This is a genomic window from Variovorax sp. Varisp41 (assembly GCF_047325085.1).
Lineage (GTDB): Bacteria > Pseudomonadota > Gammaproteobacteria > Burkholderiales > Burkholderiaceae_C > Variovorax.
On sequence record NZ_CP168540.1, the window covers coordinates 1 to 17,159 of the forward strand.

Genomic DNA, 17,159 nt, shown 5'->3' on the forward strand with positions numbered 1-17,159 from the left:
TCATTCTCGAAACACGCCAGCTCACCAAGGAATTCAAGGGTTTCACCGCGGTCAGCAAGGTCGACCTGTCGGTGGTGCGCGGCTCGATTCACGCGCTGATCGGACCCAACGGCGCGGGCAAGACGACCTGCTTCAACCTGCTCACGAAGTTCCTCGAACCCACCAGCGGCACGATTCTCTTCAACGGCCAGGACATCACGGGCGAGCGCCCCGCGCAGATCGCGCGGCGCGGCATCATCCGCTCGTTCCAGATCTCGGCCGTGTTCCCGCACCTCACGCTGCTGGAGAACGTGCGCCTGGGGCTGCAGCGACGCCTGGGCACCTCGTACCACTTCTGGAAGAGCGAGAAGTCGCTCGAGCCGCTCAACGCCAGGGCGCGCGAGCTGCTCGCCGAGGTGGGCCTCGAAGAACTCGCCGAAGAGCAGACCGTGAACCTGCCCTACGGCCGCAAGCGCGCGCTCGAGATCGCGACCACGCTCGCGATGGAGCCCGAGCTGATGCTGCTGGACGAACCCACGCAGGGCATGGGCCATGAGGACGTGCACCGCGTGGCCGAGCTGATCAAGCGCGTGTCGGCGGGCCGCACCATCCTGATGGTCGAGCACAACATGAGCGTGGTCTCGACCATCGCCGACACCATCACCGTGCTGCAGCGCGGCGCCGTGCTGGCCGAAGGCCCCTACGCCGAAGTCTCGAAGAACCCGCAGGTCATGGAGGCCTACATGGGCACCACCGACGGCCAACTGCAGGGAGGCCACTGATGACCGCCGCACTCGAGATCAAGGGCCTGCAAGCCTGGTACGGCGAATCGCATGTGCTGCATGGCGTCGACATGATCGTGCAGCCGGGCGAGGTCGTCACCTTGCTGGGCCGCAACGGCGCGGGCCGCACGACCACGCTGCGCGCGATCATGGGCCTGACCGGCGCGCGCAAGGGCTGCATCGAGGTCAATGGCCGGGAGACGATCGCGATGCCCACGCACCGCATCGCGCACCTGGGCATCGGCTACTGCCCCGAGGAGCGCGGCATCTTCGCGAGCCTGTCGTGCGAGGAGAACCTGATGCTGCCGCCGGAGCTGAAAGGCGCGGGGCAGGGCATGTCGGTCGAGGAGATCTACGCGATGTTCCCGAACCTGGCGGAGCGTCGCCACAGCCAGGGCACGCGGCTGTCGGGTGGCGAGCAGCAGATGCTGGCGGTCGCGCGCATCCTGCGCACGGGCGCCAAGCTGCTGTTGCTCGACGAGATCTCCGAAGGCCTGGCGCCGGTGATCGTGCAGGCGCTCGCGCGAATGATCACGACCTTGCGTTCCAAGGGCTACACCATCGTGATGGTGGAGCAGAACTTCCGCTTCGCGGCGCCGCTGGCCGATCGCTTCTACGTGATGGAGCACGGCCGCATCGTCGAGAAGTTCGGTGCCGCGGATCTGGAAGCCAAGATGCCCGTGCTCAACGAGCTGCTCGGCGTCTGAACCCCTTTCCCCTCCCGTCCACAAGACCCCGACGTTCCCGTCCTCATCTCACAAAGATTCTTTCAGGAGACTTCGCATGCAAAAGAAACTCGGCCTCATCGCAGGTGCCATCGCCGTCCTCGCCCTCGCAGCCACCGGCGCGCAGGCCCAGGAAAAGGTCAAGATCGGCTTCGTCACCGACCTGTCGAGCCTGTACGCCGACCTCGAAGGCAAGGGTGGCGCCACCGCCATCCAGATGGCCATCGACGACTTCGGCGGCAAGGTGCTGGGCCAGCCCATCGAGCTCTTGACCGCCGACCACCAGAACAAGGCCGACATCGCCGCCTCGAAGGCGCGCGAATGGATCGACACCGCCGGCGTGACCATGGTCTTCGGCGGCACCAACTCGGGCGTGGCGCTGGCCACGGCCAAGGTGGCCGAGGAGAAGAAGCGCGTGTACTTCAACAACGGCGCGGGCAGCTCGGTGCTGACCAACGAGCAGTGCAGCCCCTACACCATCCACTACGCCTACGACACGGTCGCGCTGGCCAAGGGCACGGGCGCGGCGGTGGTCGATCGCGGCGGCAAGAGCTGGTTCTTCCTGACCGCCGACTACGCCTTCGGCCACGCGCTCGAAGCCGACACCACCAAGGTGGTGAAGGAGAAGGGCGGCTCGGTGGTGGGCTCGGTGCGCCATCCGCTCAATGCCTCGGACTTCTCGTCCTTCCTGCTGCAGGCGCAGAACTCCAAGGCGCAGATCCTGGGCCTGGCCAATGCCGGCGGCGACACGATCAACTCGATCAAGGCCGCGAAGGAATTCGGCATCAACAAGACGATGAAGACCGCCGGCCTGCTGGTGTTCCTCAGCGACATCCACAGCCTGGGCCTGAAGAACACCGAAGGCCTGCTGCACACCACGAGCTGGTACTGGGACCTGAACGACGACACGCGCAAGTTCGCCAACCGCTTCTTCGAGAAGACCAAGCGCATGCCGACCGACGTGCAGGCCGCCGACTACTCGGCCACGATGACCTACCTGAAGGCCGTGGCCGCCGCCAAGACCACCGACTCCGACAAGGTGATGGCGCAGCTCAAGAGCATGAAGATCGACGACTTCTACGGCAAGGGCCAGATCCGCGCCGACGGCAGCTTCATCCACGACATGTACCTGGTGGAGGCGAAGTCGCCGTCCGAGTCGAAGAAGCCCTGGGACTACCTGAAGGTGCTCAAGACGCTGCCGGGCGATCAGGTCTTCACGACCAAGGCCGAAACCAAGTGCGCGCTCTGGAAGTGAAGAGCGCCTGAGACCGCCCCGCCGAAGAACACGAGACCACCACGAGGATCACTCCCATGAAACGCAGCGCCATCGCTTCCGCCTGTCTGCTCGCCACCGCCTTCGTGGCGGCGGGCGCCGCCCAGGCGCAGGACAAGGTCAAGATCGGTTTCGTCACCGACATGTCCAGTCTCTACGCCGACGTGGAGGGCAAGAATGGCGCGGTGGCGATCCAGATGGCCATCGACGACTTCGGCGGCAAGGTCAACGGCCTGCCGATCGAACTGCTGACCGCCGACCACCAGAACAAGGCCGACATCGCGGCCTCGAAGGCGCGCGAGTGGATCGACACGCAGGGCCTGACCATGCTGTTCGGCGGCACCAACTCGGGCACGGGTCTCGCGATGGCCAAGGTGGCGCAGGAGAAGAAGCGCGTGTTCGTGGTCAACGGCGCCGGCACCTCGGCGCTCACCAACGAGCAGTGCAGCCCCTACACCGTGCACTACGCCTACGACACCGTCGCGCTCGCCAAGGGCACGGGCGGTGCCGTGGTGGAGAACGGCGGCAAGAACTGGTTCTTCCTGACCGCCGACTACGCCTTCGGCGCCGCGCTCGAGGCCGACACCGCGAAGGTGGTGAAGGAGAAGGGCGGCACCGTGGTGGGCAGCGTCAAGCATCCGCTCAACGCCTCCGACTTCTCGTCCTTCCTGCTGCAGGCGCAGAACTCCAAGGCGCAGATCCTGGGCCTGGCCAACGCGGGCGGCGACACCATCAACGCGATCAAGGCGGCCCGCGAATTCGGCATCACCAAGTCGATGAAGATGGCCGGCCTGCTGGTGTTCATCACCGACATCCACAGCCTGGGCCTGAAGAACACCGAAGGCCTGCTGCTCACCACCAGCTGGGACTGGAACCTCGACGAACGCACGCGCGCCTTCGGCCGCAAGTTCTTCGACAAGACCAAGCGCATGCCCACCGACATCCAGGCGGCCGACTATTCGGCCACCATGACCTACCTGAAGGCGGTGCAGGCGGCGAAGACCACCGATGCCGACAAGGTGATGGAGCAGATCAAGAAGATGCCCATCGACGACTTCTACGCCAAGGGCACGGTGCGCGCCGACGGCCGCTTCGTGCACGACATGTACCTGATGCAGGTCAAGGCGCCGTCCGAGTCGCGCCAGCCCTGGGACTACTACAAGGTCGTGGCCAAGCTGCCGGGCGACCAGGTCTTCACCACGAAGGCCGAGAGCAAGTGCGCGCTCTGGAAGTGATCGACCCCCGCGGGCCCGCGGGGGCCCGCGCCTGCTGAACCCCCTATGACCATTTCCCTTCCCGCCCTGTTGAGCCAGCTCCTCCTGGGGCTGGTCAACGGCTCCTTCTATGCCATCCTGAGCCTCGGGCTGGCCGTCATCTTCGGCCTGCTCAACGTCATCAACTTCGCGCACGGCGCGCTGTTCATGCTCGGCGCGGTGCTCACCTGGATGGCGATGGAATATTTCGGCATCAACTACTGGGTGATGCTGATCGCCGCGCCCATCGTCATCGGCCTGTTCGGCGTGCTGATCGAGCGGCTGCTCTTGCGCTGGATCTACAAGCTCGACCACCTCTACGGCCTCCTGCTCACCCTGGGCCTCACGCTGCTCATCGAGGGCGTGTTCCGCTCCATCTACGGCGTCTCGGGCCTGGCCTACGACGCGCCCGAGGCACTCTCGAGCGCCACCGACCTGGGCTTCATGGTGCTGCCCAACTACCGCGCCTGGGTGGTCGTGGCCTCGCTGGTCGTGTGCATCGCCACCTGGTTCGTGATCGAGAAGACCCGCATCGGCGCCTACCTGCGCGCGGGCACCGAGAACCCGCGGCTCGTGGAGGCCTTCGGCGTCAACGTGCCGCTGATGATCACGCTGACCTATGCCTTCGGCGCCGGCCTCGCCGCCTTCGCGGGCGTGCTGGCCGCGCCGGTGATCCAGGTCTCGCCGCTGATGGGCCAGAACCTGATCATCGTGGTGTTCGCCGTCGTCGTGATCGGCGGCATGGGCTCGATCATGGGCGCCATCCTCACCGGGCTGGGGCTGGGCGTGATCGAGGGCTTCACCAAGGTCTTCTATCCCGAGGCCTCGTCCACCGTCGTGTTCGTGATCATGGTCATCGTGCTGCTGGTGCGTCCTGCCGGCCTGTTCGGCAAAGAGAAGTGAGAGCGGGCGCATGAACATGAAAAAGATCTCCACCGTCGTCTACGGCCTGCTGCTCGTCGCGCTGGTGCTGGCGCCGTTCTTCGGCGCCTACCCGGTGTTCGTGATGAAGCTGCTGTGCTTCGCGCTGTTCGCCTCGGCCTTCAATCTGCTGCTGGGCTTCACCGGGCTCCTGTCCTTCGGCCATGCGGCCTTCCTCGGCGGCTCGGCCTACGTGGCCGGCCATGCGATCAAGGTCTGGGGCCTCACGCCCGAGCTGGGCCTGATCGCGGGCACGCTGGTGGGCGCGCTGCTGGGCTGGCTGTTCGGCGTGCTGGCCATCCGCCGCCAGGGCATCTACTTCGCGATGATCACGCTGGCCTTGGCGCAGATGATGTTCTTCGTCGCGCTGCAGGCCAGGTTCACCGGCGGCGAGGACGGCCTGCAGGGCGTGCCGCGCGGCAAGCTGTTCGGCCTCATCGACCTGAGCAACGACCTGACGATGTACTACGTCGCGCTGGCGATCGTGGCGGCCGCCTTCCTGCTGATCGTTCGCACCATCCACTCGCCGTTCGGGCAGGTGCTCAAGGGCATCAAGGAGAACGAGCCGCGCGCGCTGTCGCTGGGCTACGACGTGGCGCGCTTCAAGCTGCTGGCCTTCGTGATCTCGGCGGCGCTGTCGGGGCTGGCGGGTTCGCTCAAGACGCTGGTGCTGGGCTTCGCGACCCTGTCGGATGTGCACTGGACCGCCTCGGGCCAGGTGATCCTGATGACGCTGGTGGGCGGGCTGGGCACCTTGTCGGGCCCGCTGGTGGGCTCGGCCGTGGTGGTGCTGCTGGAGAACAAGATCGGCGAGCTGGGCAACCTGCTCGCGCGCATCACCACCATCGACTGGTTCAACACGCTGGGCGAGTCGGTGACCATGGTCACGGGCCTGATCTTCGTGATCTGCGTGCTCGCCTTCCGCAAGGGGATCATGGGCGAGATCATCGCCTTCATCGATCGGCGCAAGGCCCGATGAAGGCGCGGGGTCGGGCGCTCGCCTAGAGCTTCAGCGGCGCCACATACCCCGTCATCTCCAGGTAGCCGCGCCCCACGCGCCGGCCCTGGCCGTCGAGCAGGTCGCTCAGGCCTTCCCAGTACACGCCGCCGGTGGAGCCGCGGCTGTCGAGCTCCTGGTCGTCGAGCAGCGCGCGCACTTCGAACTCGCCCGCGGGCGTGCGCACGCGCCATTGCACGGGGTAGCGCGCCTGCGTGCGCGGGCTGTTCCACGGGCGGCCGGCCTCGAAGCGCACCTCGTCGGGGCCGAACACGCGCAGCGTGCCGTCGCCCGCGCGGAACGAACCGCCTGACCACAGCGCGCTGCCGTCGGCGCGGCGCAGGTGGAAGGCCGTGAGCGCGCTGCCGTCGTCGAGGTTCATGCCGATCCAGTCCCAGCCCACGGCCTCGGGGTGCAGCAGCGCCTCGCTCCATTCGTGGTCGAGCCAGGCCCTGCCGCGCACTGCGAAGGGCCGGCCGTCGAGCACGATGCGGCCCTGCGCCGCGAGCTGCGGCTCGCTGTAGTAGTAGCTGGCCTGGGCCTCGTCGGGCCCCTTGCGCGAGAGGCCCGCGCGGCCCTGCAGCAGCACCGGCTGGGTGGGCGCGAAGCGCAGCTCGAGCGTGAAGCCGCTGGCGGGAATGCGCGCCGTGTAGCCGTCCGCGCCGCGCAGCAGCGACCAGTCGCGCAAACGCAGCGCGGTGTCGGTTTCGCTGGCCGAGGCGCCGCCCAGGCCCGCGCGCGCGATGCGCTGGTCGTGCCGCAGCGCGCGGCCCTCGAGGTCGGTCACGGCCGCGTGCGCGAACACCAGCTGCTGCGCCGCGAACTTCGAGCGCATGCCCTGCGTGGCGTCGACGCGCGAGCGGAAGAAGGTGACCTGGAAGCCGAAGGCGCGGCCGCCCTCGGCCTGCGCATGGCCCGTGATGTACCACCACTCGGTGCGCAGCTCGGGATGGCTGCCGAAGTCGCGCGGGAACTGCAGCGTGCGCGGCGGCAGGGCCCAGGCGGGCGCGAGGCCTGAAGAGGCAACGAGGGCCGCGAGCAGGAGGTCGCGGCGCGACAGGAGGGCGGGTGGCATGGCCGCACGAGTCTACAAGCGGCCTCGTCACGCGTTGTAACCCACGCGCGGGCGAAAGCGATTACCGTGGGCCGGCCCATAAAAAGAAGGAGACGAGATCCATGAAGCGCACGCCCAGCCCGCGCCCTGTCGCGCGGCGCATCGCATCCCCCCGTTCCGGTTCCCTCGCCCCGAGGCTCGTGCCGCTGGCCGTGCTGCTCGCGCTCGCGGGCTGCGCTTCTGGACCGCCCGCCGAAGCACCGCCGTCGACGAGCACGCCGCCCCGCGCGCCTTCGTCGTTCGCCGTGCCGGGCCTCGAGAAGCCGGCCGAGGTGCTGGTCGATCGCTGGGGCGTGCCGCACCTCTACGCGGGCACGCTTTACGACGCCTTCGTCGCGCAGGGCTTCATCGCGGCGCGCGATCGGCTCTGGCAGATGGACCTGTGGCGCAAGCGCGGCCTCGGCGAGATGGCGCAGGACTTCGGTCCCGCCTGGGTCGAGAGCGACCGTGCTGCGCGCGCCGTGCTCTACCGCGGCGACATGTACCGCGAGTGGCTGGCCTACGGTTCCGACGCCAAGCGCGTGGCCGAGGCCTTCACGGCCGGCGTCAACGCCTACGTGGCGCAGGTGCGCGCGCAACCCGACCTGTTGCCGCCGGAGTTCAAGCTGCTCGGTTACCAGCCCGCGACCTGGTCGTCGGAGGACGTGGTGCGCATCCGCCACCATGGCCTCACGCTCAACCTCACCTCCGAGATCGAACGCGCGCGTGCCTACTGCGCGGGCGGCCCCGGCATCAAGGCCGACTGGCTGCGGCGCGAGCTCGACCCGCCCGTCAATCCGCGCGTGCCGCCCGGGCTCGATCCCTGCACCGTGCCCGCCGCCGAGCTGCGCGCGGCCTATCTGCGCGCCACCGAGGCACCGCAGTTCACCAAGGCCAACACGCCGTTGCCGCAACCCGGCGCCGGACCCGGCAGCTTCGCGGTGTCGCAGGCAGGCGACGAGGCACAGGCCGAGCAGGATGACCCCACGGCCGCCTACGGCAGCAACAACTGGGTGATCGCGCCCAGGCTCAGCGCCACGGGCCGGCCGATCCTCGCGAACGATCCGCACCGCGCGCACGGCGCGCCGAGCCTGCGCTACATGGCACACCTGAGCGCGCCCGGCATGGATGCGATCGGCGCCGGCGAGCCCTTCCTGCCGGGCCTGTCGATCGGCCACAACGGCACCATCGCCTTCGGGCTCACGCGTTTCTACATGGACCAGGAGGACCTCTACGTCTACCAGCTCAATCCGCGCAATCCGAACGAGTACCGCTACCAGGGCCGCTGGGAGCCGATGGTGCGCGTGACCGAGCGCATCGCGGTGAAAGGCGAGCGCGCGCCGCGCGAGCTGGTCAACACCTTCACGCGCCATGGGCCGGTGCTGCTGTCCGAGCCCGGCAAGCGCCGCGCCTATGCGTTGCGCGCGGCCTGGCTCGAGCCGGGCATGGCGCCGTACTTCGGCTCGATGGACTACATGCGCGCGCAGAACTGGGACCAGTTCCGCGCCGCCATGAACCGCTGGGGCGCGCCCGGCGAGAACCAGGTCTATGCCGACCGCGACGGCAACATCGGCTGGATCCCCGGCGGGCTCACGCCGATCCGCCCGAACTGGGACGGCCTGATGCCGGTGCCGGGCGACGGCCGCTACGAGTGGTCGGGCTTCCGCAATGGCGACGAGCTGCCCTCCGAGTTCAATCCCGCGCGCGGCTATGTGGTGACCGCGAACGAGAACAACATCCCGGGCGAGCATCCGGCCGCGAAGAAGGGCATCGGCTACGAATGGAGCGACGCGGCGCGCGCGCGGCGCCTGAAGGAGCTGTTCGCGGACAAGGTGGCCGCGGGCCAGCGCTTCACGCTCGAGGATTCGCAACGCATGCAGAACGACATCGTCGCCACGCCGGCGCAGCGCCTGCTCAAGCTGCTCGCGGGCCTGGGCAGCAGCGATGCGCAGACCGCGGCCGGCCTCGCGCTGCTGCAGGGCTGGGACGGCACCATGGACCGCGACAGCGCGGCCGCCGCGCTCTACGAGGTGTGGAGCAGCAAGCCGCTGCGCCAGGCCGTGCTCAAGGCCGGCGCGGGCGAGTCGGCCGTGCAGTACGCGCTGCCGGGCGACAACACGCGCATGATCCTGCTGCTCGAGAACCCGTTCGGCTGGGTCAGCAACGCGCAGCGCGATGCGATCCTGGTGCAGACCATCGCGCCCGCCATGCAGGAACTGAGCAACAAGCTCGGCCCCGACCCCGCGGCCTGGAAGTGGGGCGCCTTGCACCGCGCCGAGTTCCGCCATCCGCTCGGCGGCATCGTCGATGCGGCCACGCGCAGGAAGCTCGACGTGGGCGACTGGCCGATGTCGGGCTCGTCCTTCACGCCGATGGCCGCGAGCTATCGCGCGAGCGACTATCGGCTGACCTCGGGTGCGTCCTTCCGCATGGTGCTCGACGTGGGCAACTGGGATGCCTCGCGCGTCATCAACACGCCGGGCCAGTCGGGCAATCCCGACAGTCCCAACTACCGCGACCTCGCGCCACTGTGGCTCGAAGGCAAGTACGTGCCGTTGGTCTACAGCCGCGCGGCCGTGGAAAAGGAAACGGTGGAGCGGATTCGTCTCACGCCCGCGCCATGAAGCTGCATGGCGGCGCCTAGACTGCGTTTTTTGCATCGGGCCCGCACCATGACCTTCGACGAACTCCAGCGCCGACTCGCCGAGGTACCGGCGCGCCACAAGGAGGTCTCGCTCATCGCGAGCCTCGACGACGAGCCCGCGCGGCCCAGCGCTCGCCTGCTCGACATCGCGCTGCGGGCCGCCTCGGCCGCGCGCGAGATCGCGCTGACCGTCTACGACGGCCGCACCTCGAGCGAGCCGCACTGGTTCGACACCTGGCCCGGCGAGCACTACCGGCTGCTCGCCGCGCTGGTGCGCACGCTGAAGCCGATGCGCGTGGTCGAGATCGGCACCTTCACCGGCAAGGGGCACGCTCGCGCTCGCGCAGGAATTGCCCGCGGGCGGCAGCGTGACCACCTTCGACCTGCATCCCTGGCACGGCTTCGAGCAGACCTGGCTCGCGCCCGCCGACTTCGAGCAGGGCCGCGTGCGCCAGGTGCTGCACGACATCTCCGCGTCCGGTGGCGTCGAGGCGCATCGCGCGCTGTTCGAGGCCGCCGACCTGGTCTTCGTCGACGGACCCAAGGACGGCCACACCGAGGCGCGGATGCTCGACAACCTCGCGACGCTGAACCTGCCCGCGCATGCGCTGGTCGTGTTCGACGACATCCGCGTGATGAACATGGTCGCGACCTGGCGTCGCATCGCGCGGCCCAAGCTCGACCTCACCTCGTTCGGTCACTGGAGCGGTACCGGTCTGATCGACTGGAACGCTTAGCGCAATCGGGTTGCATCGGCCGATCGCGGCGATGCGAATACCCCCGAGAGGTCTTCCGTATTCACTTCTCCCATCGCATGCGGCGGCCGTTGCATGTGCGTGACTTTTGGCACTGTTTGCCGCGACTCGCGATGCATACGCTCGGTCCCCTTCGATGCATCGCATGGCATGGCGCGCATCGGAATCCGACGCTGCTGCATTGCAGCCGCACTCATCGATCAGTTGCTACAGAGGGGGAGAACACCCATGAAATTCAAGATTGCAGTGGCCGCCGTGGCGGTCGCGTTGGCCGTTGCCGCGTGCGGCGGCGGCAGCGGAAGCTCCGGCTTCGCGTTCCTGCCGCCCGGTCAGAACGGCGGCGATCCCGGTGATCCGGGTGACCCGGGCGGTCCCGGCACTCCCGTGCGCAAGGACGCAAAGGTCACGGGCCGCGTGACCAACGCCCTCGACGGCGCCGGCATCGCGCAGGTCAAGGTCACGGCCGATGGCATCAGCGCCATGACCGGCGACGACGGTTCCTACGCGCTCGAAGGCATCACCAACGGCACCTCGGTGCTGCTGAGCTACGAGAAGAGCGGCTTCGCACCGCAGAGCCGTGCCACCGCCGCGCTCGCGGCCGCCGAGGCCAGCACCGTCATCAACATCCCGATGCTGCCGGTGGCCTTCAGCGACACCTTCAATCCGGCTCTTGCGCGCGACATCGCGGTGCCGGGCTCGACCGCGATGGTGCGCTTGCCCGCCAACGCGTTGCGCCGCGCCGATGGCAGCGCGCCCACTGGCCAGGCCACCGGCCGCCTCACGCCGATCGCGCCCGCGACCAACGTCAACCTGATGCCCGGCAACTACCTCGCCGCCACCAGCGGCGAACCGGCGGCGATGGAGAGCTTCGGCGCGCTCGACGCCAGCTTCGTCGACGCGGACGGCGCACCGCTGCAACTCGCGCAGGGCGTGAGCGCCACCGTGCGCATCGCGCCTTCGTCGCGCAGCGCCGCGCTGCCGCCGACGGTGCCGCTGTTCTTCTACAACACGAGCACGGGCCTGTGGGTGGAAGAGGGCAGCGCGAGCCTGCAGGGCACCGCGCCCAACCAGTACTACGAAGGCACGGTCACACACTTCACGACATGGAACGCCGATCAGGTCTACAACACGGTGCGCGTCAACGGCTGCGTGCAGAACGCGGCCGGCGAGCGCGTCGCGGGTGCGGTCGTGTTGTCGGAAGGCAAGTCGTACAGCGGCGTCGGTTCTGCCGTCACCAATGCCAATGGCGAGTTCTCGGTGCCGGCCAAGCGCAGCAGCGAGGCCTTCGTGGTGGCGAGCAAGAACGCCGAACTCTCCAATGCGGCGAATGCGACGCTGGGCGAGCAGGACATCACGATCGATGGCTGCCTCACGCTGACGGCCTCGGCCATGTCGATCAAGCTGACCTGGGGTGAACGGCCCTTCGACCTCGATTCCCACACGATGGGCGCGAATGTCGGTGAAGAGGTCTACTACGCCAACAAGGGCTCGCTCGCGGCCGCGCCGTTCATCGGCCTCGACGTGGACGACGTGGACAGCTTCGGTCCCGAGTACACGACTTTCGCGAAGCTCGCGCGCAATCGCACCTACCGCTTCTTCGTCTACAACTACTCCGGCACCTACAACCCGGGCCAGACCGGATCGCCCGCGCGCGTGGAACTGAGCAACCGCGGCGCCCAGTCGGTCTTCTCGCCGCCGGCGGGCGAGGTGGCGGACTCGACGCGCTACTGGCACGTCTTCGACCTGCGCACCGACGACAACTGCAACGCCACGGTCGTGCCGGTGCAGAAGTTCCTCGCGGCCAAGCCGCCGGAAGTCAACACCGACGCGAACGCCCAGTACTGCAACTGAGCGGCACGAACGATGGCCGGCGAAAGCCGGTCGTCTTCGGCCGAAGAAGAAAGGGAGCAGGGGGAAAAGGCGCGCAGACAAAGCGCCGGCAGGCACGGGACCGCGGACATCCGCAGGTCGCGTGCCTGCTTTTTTTTGTCCGCGCGAAGCGGCACCTACCAGTCTTCCTTCACCGCCAGCACCGCATCCTTGCCGGCCGCGGCCCGCCCCGCCATCCACGCGGTGACGGTGCCCGCGGCCACCACGGCCGCGCACAGCGCGAGCAGTCGGCCCCAGGGCAGCAGCAGGTCCATGGTCCAGTGGAAGCTCTGCGGATTGACCACCTTCACCAGCACCACCGACACCGCGAGGCCCAGGCCCAGTCCGGCCACCGCGCCGATGGCGGTCCAGGCGGCGCCTTCGCCGGCCACCACCGCGAGCACCTGCGCGCGCGTGAAGCCCAGGTGCGCGAGCAGGCCGAATTCCTTGCGCCGCGCGAGCACCTGCGCGCTGAAGCTCGCGGCGATGCCGAACAGGCCGATCGCGATCGCCACCGCCTGCAGCCAGTAGGTGACGGCGAAGCTGCGGTCGAAGATGCGCAGCGAGACCGCGCGGATCTGGCCCACGGATGCGATCTCCACTTCCGACCCCCCGCGTTGCGCCGCCAGTGCGCGCACCGCTTCCTGCACCGCGCCTTCCGTGGCGCCGGGCGCGAGCCACAGCGCGATGTCGCTGACATCGCGATCGCCGGTCAGGCGTTCGAAGTCGCGTGCCTCGATCGCGATGGCGCCGAACTGCCGCGCGTAGTCGCGCCACACGCCGGCCACGAAGAAGGTGGCCGGTGCGCCGCCCGCTGCGGGCGCCAGCGCGTTCGACAGCGGTGCGAAGCCGCTGCCGGGCCTGGCGCCGTAGAGCTCGACCATCGGCTCGCTCACGTAGATGCCGATCTGCCCCTCGGGCACCGGCAATGCGCGGCCCACCAGCGGCAGCGCCTGCGCCACGCCGCCTTCGAGGTGGCGCGAGATCAGCGTCACCGCGGGCTGCGCCGTGTCGAGCTGCAGCGAGCGCGTGCGCAGCGTGCCGCTGCGTTCCACGCCGGGCAGCCGCGACAGCGCCTGCACGAGCTCGGGCGCGAAGGTCGCGGTGTCGGTGCTGCTCTCGGCGCCGCTGTTGCCGCCGCGTCCGCTCGAGGTGGCGCGCACATAGAGGTCGGCCGGCAGCACGATGTCGAGCCATTGCGTGACCGAGTCGCGGAAGCTCGCGCCCAACACCGTGAGCGCGACCGCGAGACTGAGGCTCGCGACCACGCCGCTGACCGCCACCGCCGCGGTGCCGCGCATGCGGCGCGCGCGCTCGATCGCCAGCATCGGCAGCACGCGGCGCGACAGCAGCGGCGCGATGCGGTCGTAGAGCAGCGCGATCAGCCACGGCAGCGCGGTGATGCCGCCGACCAGCAGGCAGGCCACCGACAGGTAGGCCGCCACCGGCACGCCGCGGATCGCGGGCAGGTTGGCGAGCGCCGCGCCCAGCGCGATCAGGCCCAGCGCCAGCCAGTGGCTGCGGCCCTGCGCGGGCGGCGCGCCCAGGCCCTTGAGCGTCTGCGCCTCGGGCAGCGCCTGCGCCGCGCGCGCGGGCCACCAGCCGCCCACCAGCGCGGCCGCCACGCCGAGCGCGCCATAGAGCAGGGCCGCGCCGCCGCTCCAGTGCAGCGTGGGCGCCACGCCCTCGAAGTAGCCGCCGCCGAGGTCGCCGCCGAGCACGCGCAGCGCGACATCGGCCAGCGCGGTGCCGAGCGCGAGCCCGGCCACGCTGCCGATCAGCCCGAGCACCAGCGATTCGGCCAGCACCAGCCGCAGCCGCTGGCGTGGCGTGAGGCCCAGCACGCCGAGCAGCGCGAACTGCTGCGCGCGCTTGGCGACGCTGAGCGCGAGCACCGAGAACACCAGGAAGGCGCCGGTGAACAGCGCCACCAGCGCCAGCACCGTGAGGTTGACGCGGTAGGCGCGCGAGAGGTTGCTCACGCGCTCGGCCGAATCGCCGGGCTCGGCGAACTGCAGGCCGGCGGGCCAGCCGGGCATGGCCTGCAGCGCCGCGATGAAGGCCGCGCGGTCGGTGCCGGCGGCCAGCCGCAGGTCGATGCGGCTGAGCTGGCCGAGCCGGCCGAAGCGCTCCTGCGCGGTGGCGATGTCCATCACCGCGATCGCGCCGCCGCCGGCCGCCACGTGGCCGGCCACGCGCAGCCGCTGCCAGTCGGCGCCGCTGCGCAGCCGCACGTTCTCCTCGGCGCCGGCCGGCGCCTGCGCGGGCAGGCCGAGCGCACTGCGCGCGGCGGCGTTGAGGAACACCAGGTCGGGCGCGAACAGCGCGAAGCGTTCGGCATTCGCATCGGGCTGCGGCATCAGCGCGGGCGCGATCGCGGGCAGTGCGAGCGCGTCGACGCCGATCGCGCGCAGCGGCACCTGACGCTCTTCGCCTCCGGGCGCCGGAGCGACCAGCGCGAGCGCCTGGAACTCGAGCACCGGACTCGCGAGCGTCACCTGCGGCTGGCGTGCCAGCGTCTCGAACACCGCCTCGTCGAAGCCGCCCTGCGGCGCTCGCAGCTCGAGGTCGGGCTGGCCGTTGACCGAGCGCACCGCGCTCGAAAACTCGTCGAGCGCCGAGGCGTTGATGAGCTGCACCGAGAACGCGAGCGCCACGCCCAGCATCACGGCCAGCACCGCCGCCGCGTTGCGCCAGGGGTGGTGTCGCAGTTCCTGCCAGGAGAAGGTGGTGAGCAATGCACGCATGGGGCGATTGTGGCGGGGCGGGGCAAGGCCTTCGTGGCGTGGCACCATCCGGGCCTGTGTCCCTGATCGAGGAATCGACGATGCGGCTTTTCTCCCGCGGTCCGCGCTGCGGCGCCCCTGCCTCGCTGCGGCGCCTGGCGCTGCTGTCCGTGTTGTCGATGGTGCTGGTCGCCCCGGCCGTCGCGCAGTCGCCGCCCGGCGCGGCGCTCTCGCTCGCGAGCGATCCGGCCCTGATCGCGCGCACCGCGCTCGGCAGCGAGCGCGGCACCGTGGTGGTGGGATTGCTGCGCGGCGGCAAGGCCAGCTACGGCGCGGCCTACAACCCCGAGCCGCCCGCGCCGCGCGCGCTCTCGGCCGAGAGCGCCGAGCAGCCGATGTTCGAGATCGGCTCGGTCACCAAGGTCTTCACCGGCCTGCTGCTCGCGCAGGCGGTGGAGCGCGGCGACATGAAGCTCGACGACAACCTGGGCCAGCTGATGGCCGGCAAGATCAAGGCACCGCTGTCGCCGGCGGTGGCCTCGGTCACGCTGCGTCAGCTGGTGACCCATACCGGCTGCATGCCGGTGATGGCCGACGGCGTGACCGGCGGCCCGGCGCTGGCCTCGCAGATGCGCGCCTTCGAACGCCAGGAGCTCTACGACGCGCTGCCGCGCATCAAGCTGCTGGGCGCCGCGCCGCCCTGCGCGGGCGCGTACAGCAACTACGGCATGGCGCTGGTCGGCCTGCTGGTGGCCGACCGCTACCACACGACCTGGAGCGAACTGGTGCGCGCGCGCATCACCGAGCCGCTGGGCATGAACGACACCGTGATCCTGCTCGGCGACAAGGCCTCGCGCATGGCGCCGGCCTTCGCGGGCGACCGGCGCCAGTCGCTGCTCGACATGAAGGCCTATGCGCCGATCGCGGCGCTGCGTTCGACCGCGGCCGACATGATGGTCTTCAGCCGCGCCATCCTTGCCGGCGCCAGCGGCCCGTTCGGACCGGCCGCCGTGCGCCTGCTCACGCCGCTCGCCAGCTACGAGGGCGCCGAGATCGCCTATGCGGTGATGGTGCGCGGCACCGAGGGCGCTCGCCGCACCTACTACCACGCGGGCGTCACCGAGGGCTACCGCACCCTGTGGATGCTCGCGCCCGACACCGGCGAGGCCATGATCCTCCTGAGCAGCAACACGCGCGCGCCGCTGCAGCGCGTGATGCTGGCGATCGGCAAGAGCCGCTATCCGGCGCCCACGGTCGAGGTGCCGGTCGATGCCGACAAGTTGGCCGAGTACCGCGGCGAGTACCGCGTCACCCCCTCCAAGTCGCTGGACTTCACGGTACGCAGCGGCCGCCTGCTGGTGCGCGAGAGCGGCCGTGGCTACAACCCGCTCAAGCCGATCGGCACCGACCGCTTCACGGTGGGCGAGATCGGCGCGCAGGTCGTGTTCCAGCGCGAGGGCGGGCAGGTGGTGGGCGTGACGCTGTCGCAGGGCGGCGCGCAGGTCGCCGGGCGGCGCGTGCGCGAAGCCGCGCTGGTGGACTAAGGGCGCTCGGCGGCGTCGAGCAACTGCTCGATCCACGCCGCCCGTATCGCGCCCGGCACGCGCGTGCCGTCGCCGAAGATCAGCGTGGGCGTGCCGCTCACGTCGTAGCGCCTGCCGAGCGCCGCGTTGCGCTGCAGCGGCGAGGCATCGCAACGGCCCGCGGGCGCGCCGGGGTCGATGCCCTTCTCGATCCATTGCTCCCAGTTGCGGGCCGGCCGGGCGCTGCAGAGGATGTTGCGTGCCTTGGCCACCGATTCCTCGCCGAGCACCGGGTAGAGGAAGACATGGACGGTGACGTTGCCGATCGCCTTCAGGTCCTTGTCGACGCGCTGGCAGTGGCCGCAGCGCGGATCGGAGAACACCGCGATGCGGCGCTTGCCATTGCCGTGGACCAGCGTGATCGCGTCCTGCAGCGGCAGTTGGTCGAACCGGAAGCCCTCGAGCTTCTTGAAGCGGCCCGCGACATCGTCGCGCCGCGTCTGGGCATGGACCATGGTGGCGGTGGCGCCCCAGGTGCAGGTGGCGAGCAGAAGGCGGCGGCGAAGGTTCATCGAGACGGTCCCTGACATCGTTGTGAGCGTGAATGCGGTTCGGGCGC

Annotated in this window: 13 protein-coding genes; 10 read left to right on the top strand and 3 right to left on the bottom strand. The window is 69.7% G+C overall.

From position 1 onward, the window contains the following. Positions 1-2 precede the first annotated feature (2 nt). From ACEN9J_RS00005 to ACEN9J_RS00030, 6 genes are all read left to right on the top strand, one after another. Positions 3-761: an ABC transporter ATP-binding protein gene (locus tag ACEN9J_RS00005; RefSeq protein ID WP_413764647.1), complete on the top strand. Its 759-nt coding sequence runs from the start codon at positions 3-5 to the stop codon at positions 759-761. After that, positions 761-1,468 carry an ABC transporter ATP-binding protein gene (locus ACEN9J_RS00010; RefSeq protein WP_413762943.1) on the top strand — a complete coding sequence of 236 codons (708 nt, stop codon included), beginning with the start codon at positions 761-763 and terminating at the stop codon, positions 1,466-1,468. Before ACEN9J_RS00005 ends, ACEN9J_RS00010 begins: the two co-directional genes overlap by 1 nt. Positions 1,469-1,544: 76 nt before the next feature. Then, positions 1,545-2,741, top strand: coding sequence for an ABC transporter substrate-binding protein (locus ACEN9J_RS00015; RefSeq protein WP_057597882.1), 1,197 nt, complete (start codon positions 1,545-1,547; stop codon positions 2,739-2,741). A 56-nt stretch (positions 2,742-2,797) separates the two neighbouring features. Then, a complete protein-coding gene (locus ACEN9J_RS00020; protein ID WP_057597883.1) occupies positions 2,798-3,994 on the top strand; it encodes an ABC transporter substrate-binding protein in 1,197 nt (398 codons plus the stop codon). A 45-nt stretch (positions 3,995-4,039) separates the two neighbouring features. After that, entirely contained in the window at positions 4,040-4,915 is an 876-nt protein-coding gene (locus tag ACEN9J_RS00025) for a branched-chain amino acid ABC transporter permease (protein WP_203201892.1), read from the top strand. A gap of 10 nt (positions 4,916-4,925) precedes the next feature. Further along, entirely contained in the window at positions 4,926-5,912 is a 987-nt protein-coding gene (locus ACEN9J_RS00030) for a branched-chain amino acid ABC transporter permease (RefSeq protein WP_413762944.1), read from the top strand. A gap of 22 nt (positions 5,913-5,934) precedes the next feature. Here the strand turns inward: ACEN9J_RS00030 and ACEN9J_RS00035 are convergent, their stop codons facing one another. Next, positions 5,935-7,005: a lipocalin-like domain-containing protein gene (locus tag ACEN9J_RS00035; protein ID WP_413762945.1), complete on the bottom strand. Its 1,071-nt coding sequence runs from the start codon at positions 7,003-7,005 to the stop codon at positions 5,935-5,937. Between the two features lie 101 nt (positions 7,006-7,106). Between ACEN9J_RS00035 and ACEN9J_RS00040 the strand changes: the two genes are divergently transcribed. From ACEN9J_RS00040 to ACEN9J_RS00050, 3 genes are all read left to right on the top strand, one after another. After that, positions 7,107-9,647, top strand: coding sequence for a penicillin acylase family protein (locus ACEN9J_RS00040; RefSeq protein ID WP_413762946.1), 2,541 nt, complete (start codon positions 7,107-7,109; stop codon positions 9,645-9,647). A gap of 388 nt (positions 9,648-10,035) precedes the next feature. Beyond that, on the top strand, positions 10,036-10,404 hold the full coding sequence (locus ACEN9J_RS00045) for a hypothetical protein (protein WP_413762947.1): 369 nt from the start codon (positions 10,036-10,038) through the stop codon (positions 10,402-10,404). Positions 10,405-10,650: 246 nt separating this feature from the next. After that, the gene (locus ACEN9J_RS00050) at positions 10,651-12,273 is read left to right on the top strand and encodes a carboxypeptidase regulatory-like domain-containing protein (protein ID WP_057597097.1); all 1,623 of its coding nucleotides are present in this window, start codon (positions 10,651-10,653) and stop codon (positions 12,271-12,273) included. Between the two features lie 155 nt (positions 12,274-12,428). Here the strand turns inward: ACEN9J_RS00050 and ACEN9J_RS00055 are convergent, their stop codons facing one another. Then, a complete protein-coding gene (locus ACEN9J_RS00055; protein WP_413762948.1) occupies positions 12,429-15,038 on the bottom strand; it encodes an FtsX-like permease family protein in 2,610 nt (869 codons plus the stop codon). Positions 15,039-15,118: 80 nt separating this feature from the next. Between ACEN9J_RS00055 and ACEN9J_RS00060 the strand changes: the two genes are divergently transcribed. Then, entirely contained in the window at positions 15,119-16,561 is a 1,443-nt protein-coding gene (locus ACEN9J_RS00060) for a serine hydrolase domain-containing protein (RefSeq protein ID WP_413762949.1), read from the top strand. Here the strand turns inward: ACEN9J_RS00060 and ACEN9J_RS00065 are convergent. Continuing rightward, positions 16,558-17,112, bottom strand: a complete 555-nt coding sequence (locus tag ACEN9J_RS00065; RefSeq protein WP_413762950.1) for a DsbC family protein — start codon at positions 17,110-17,112, stop codon at positions 16,558-16,560. The two genes, ACEN9J_RS00060 and ACEN9J_RS00065, sit on opposite strands and share 4 nt — an antisense overlap. Positions 17,113-17,159 lie beyond the last annotated feature (47 nt).

Excerpts from the sequence above, each read along its gene's own strand:
- ACEN9J_RS00010 (WP_413762943.1), top strand. The coding sequence starts at position 761 with ATGACCGCCGCACTCGAGATCAAGGGCCTGCAAGCCTGGTACGGCGAA.
- ACEN9J_RS00015 (WP_057597882.1), top strand. The coding sequence starts at position 1,545 with ATGCAAAAGAAACTCGGCCTCATCGCAGGTGCCATCGCCGTCCTCGCC.
- ACEN9J_RS00020 (WP_057597883.1), top strand. The coding sequence starts at position 2,798 with ATGAAACGCAGCGCCATCGCTTCCGCCTGTCTGCTCGCCACCGCCTTC.
- ACEN9J_RS00025 (WP_203201892.1), top strand. The coding sequence starts at position 4,040 with ATGACCATTTCCCTTCCCGCCCTGTTGAGCCAGCTCCTCCTGGGGCTG.
- ACEN9J_RS00030 (WP_413762944.1), top strand. The coding sequence starts at position 4,926 with ATGAACATGAAAAAGATCTCCACCGTCGTCTACGGCCTGCTGCTCGTC.
- ACEN9J_RS00035 (WP_413762945.1), bottom strand. The coding sequence starts at position 7,005 with ATGCCACCCGCCCTCCTGTCGCGCCGCGACCTCCTGCTCGCGGCCCTC.
- ACEN9J_RS00040 (WP_413762946.1), top strand. The coding sequence starts at position 7,107 with ATGAAGCGCACGCCCAGCCCGCGCCCTGTCGCGCGGCGCATCGCATCC.
- ACEN9J_RS00050 (WP_057597097.1), top strand. The coding sequence starts at position 10,651 with ATGAAATTCAAGATTGCAGTGGCCGCCGTGGCGGTCGCGTTGGCCGTT.
- ACEN9J_RS00055 (WP_413762948.1), bottom strand. The coding sequence starts at position 15,038 with ATGCGTGCATTGCTCACCACCTTCTCCTGGCAGGAACTGCGACACCAC.
- ACEN9J_RS00060 (WP_413762949.1), top strand. The coding sequence starts at position 15,119 with ATGCGGCTTTTCTCCCGCGGTCCGCGCTGCGGCGCCCCTGCCTCGCTG.
- ACEN9J_RS00065 (WP_413762950.1), bottom strand. The coding sequence starts at position 17,112 with ATGAACCTTCGCCGCCGCCTTCTGCTCGCCACCTGCACCTGGGGCGCC.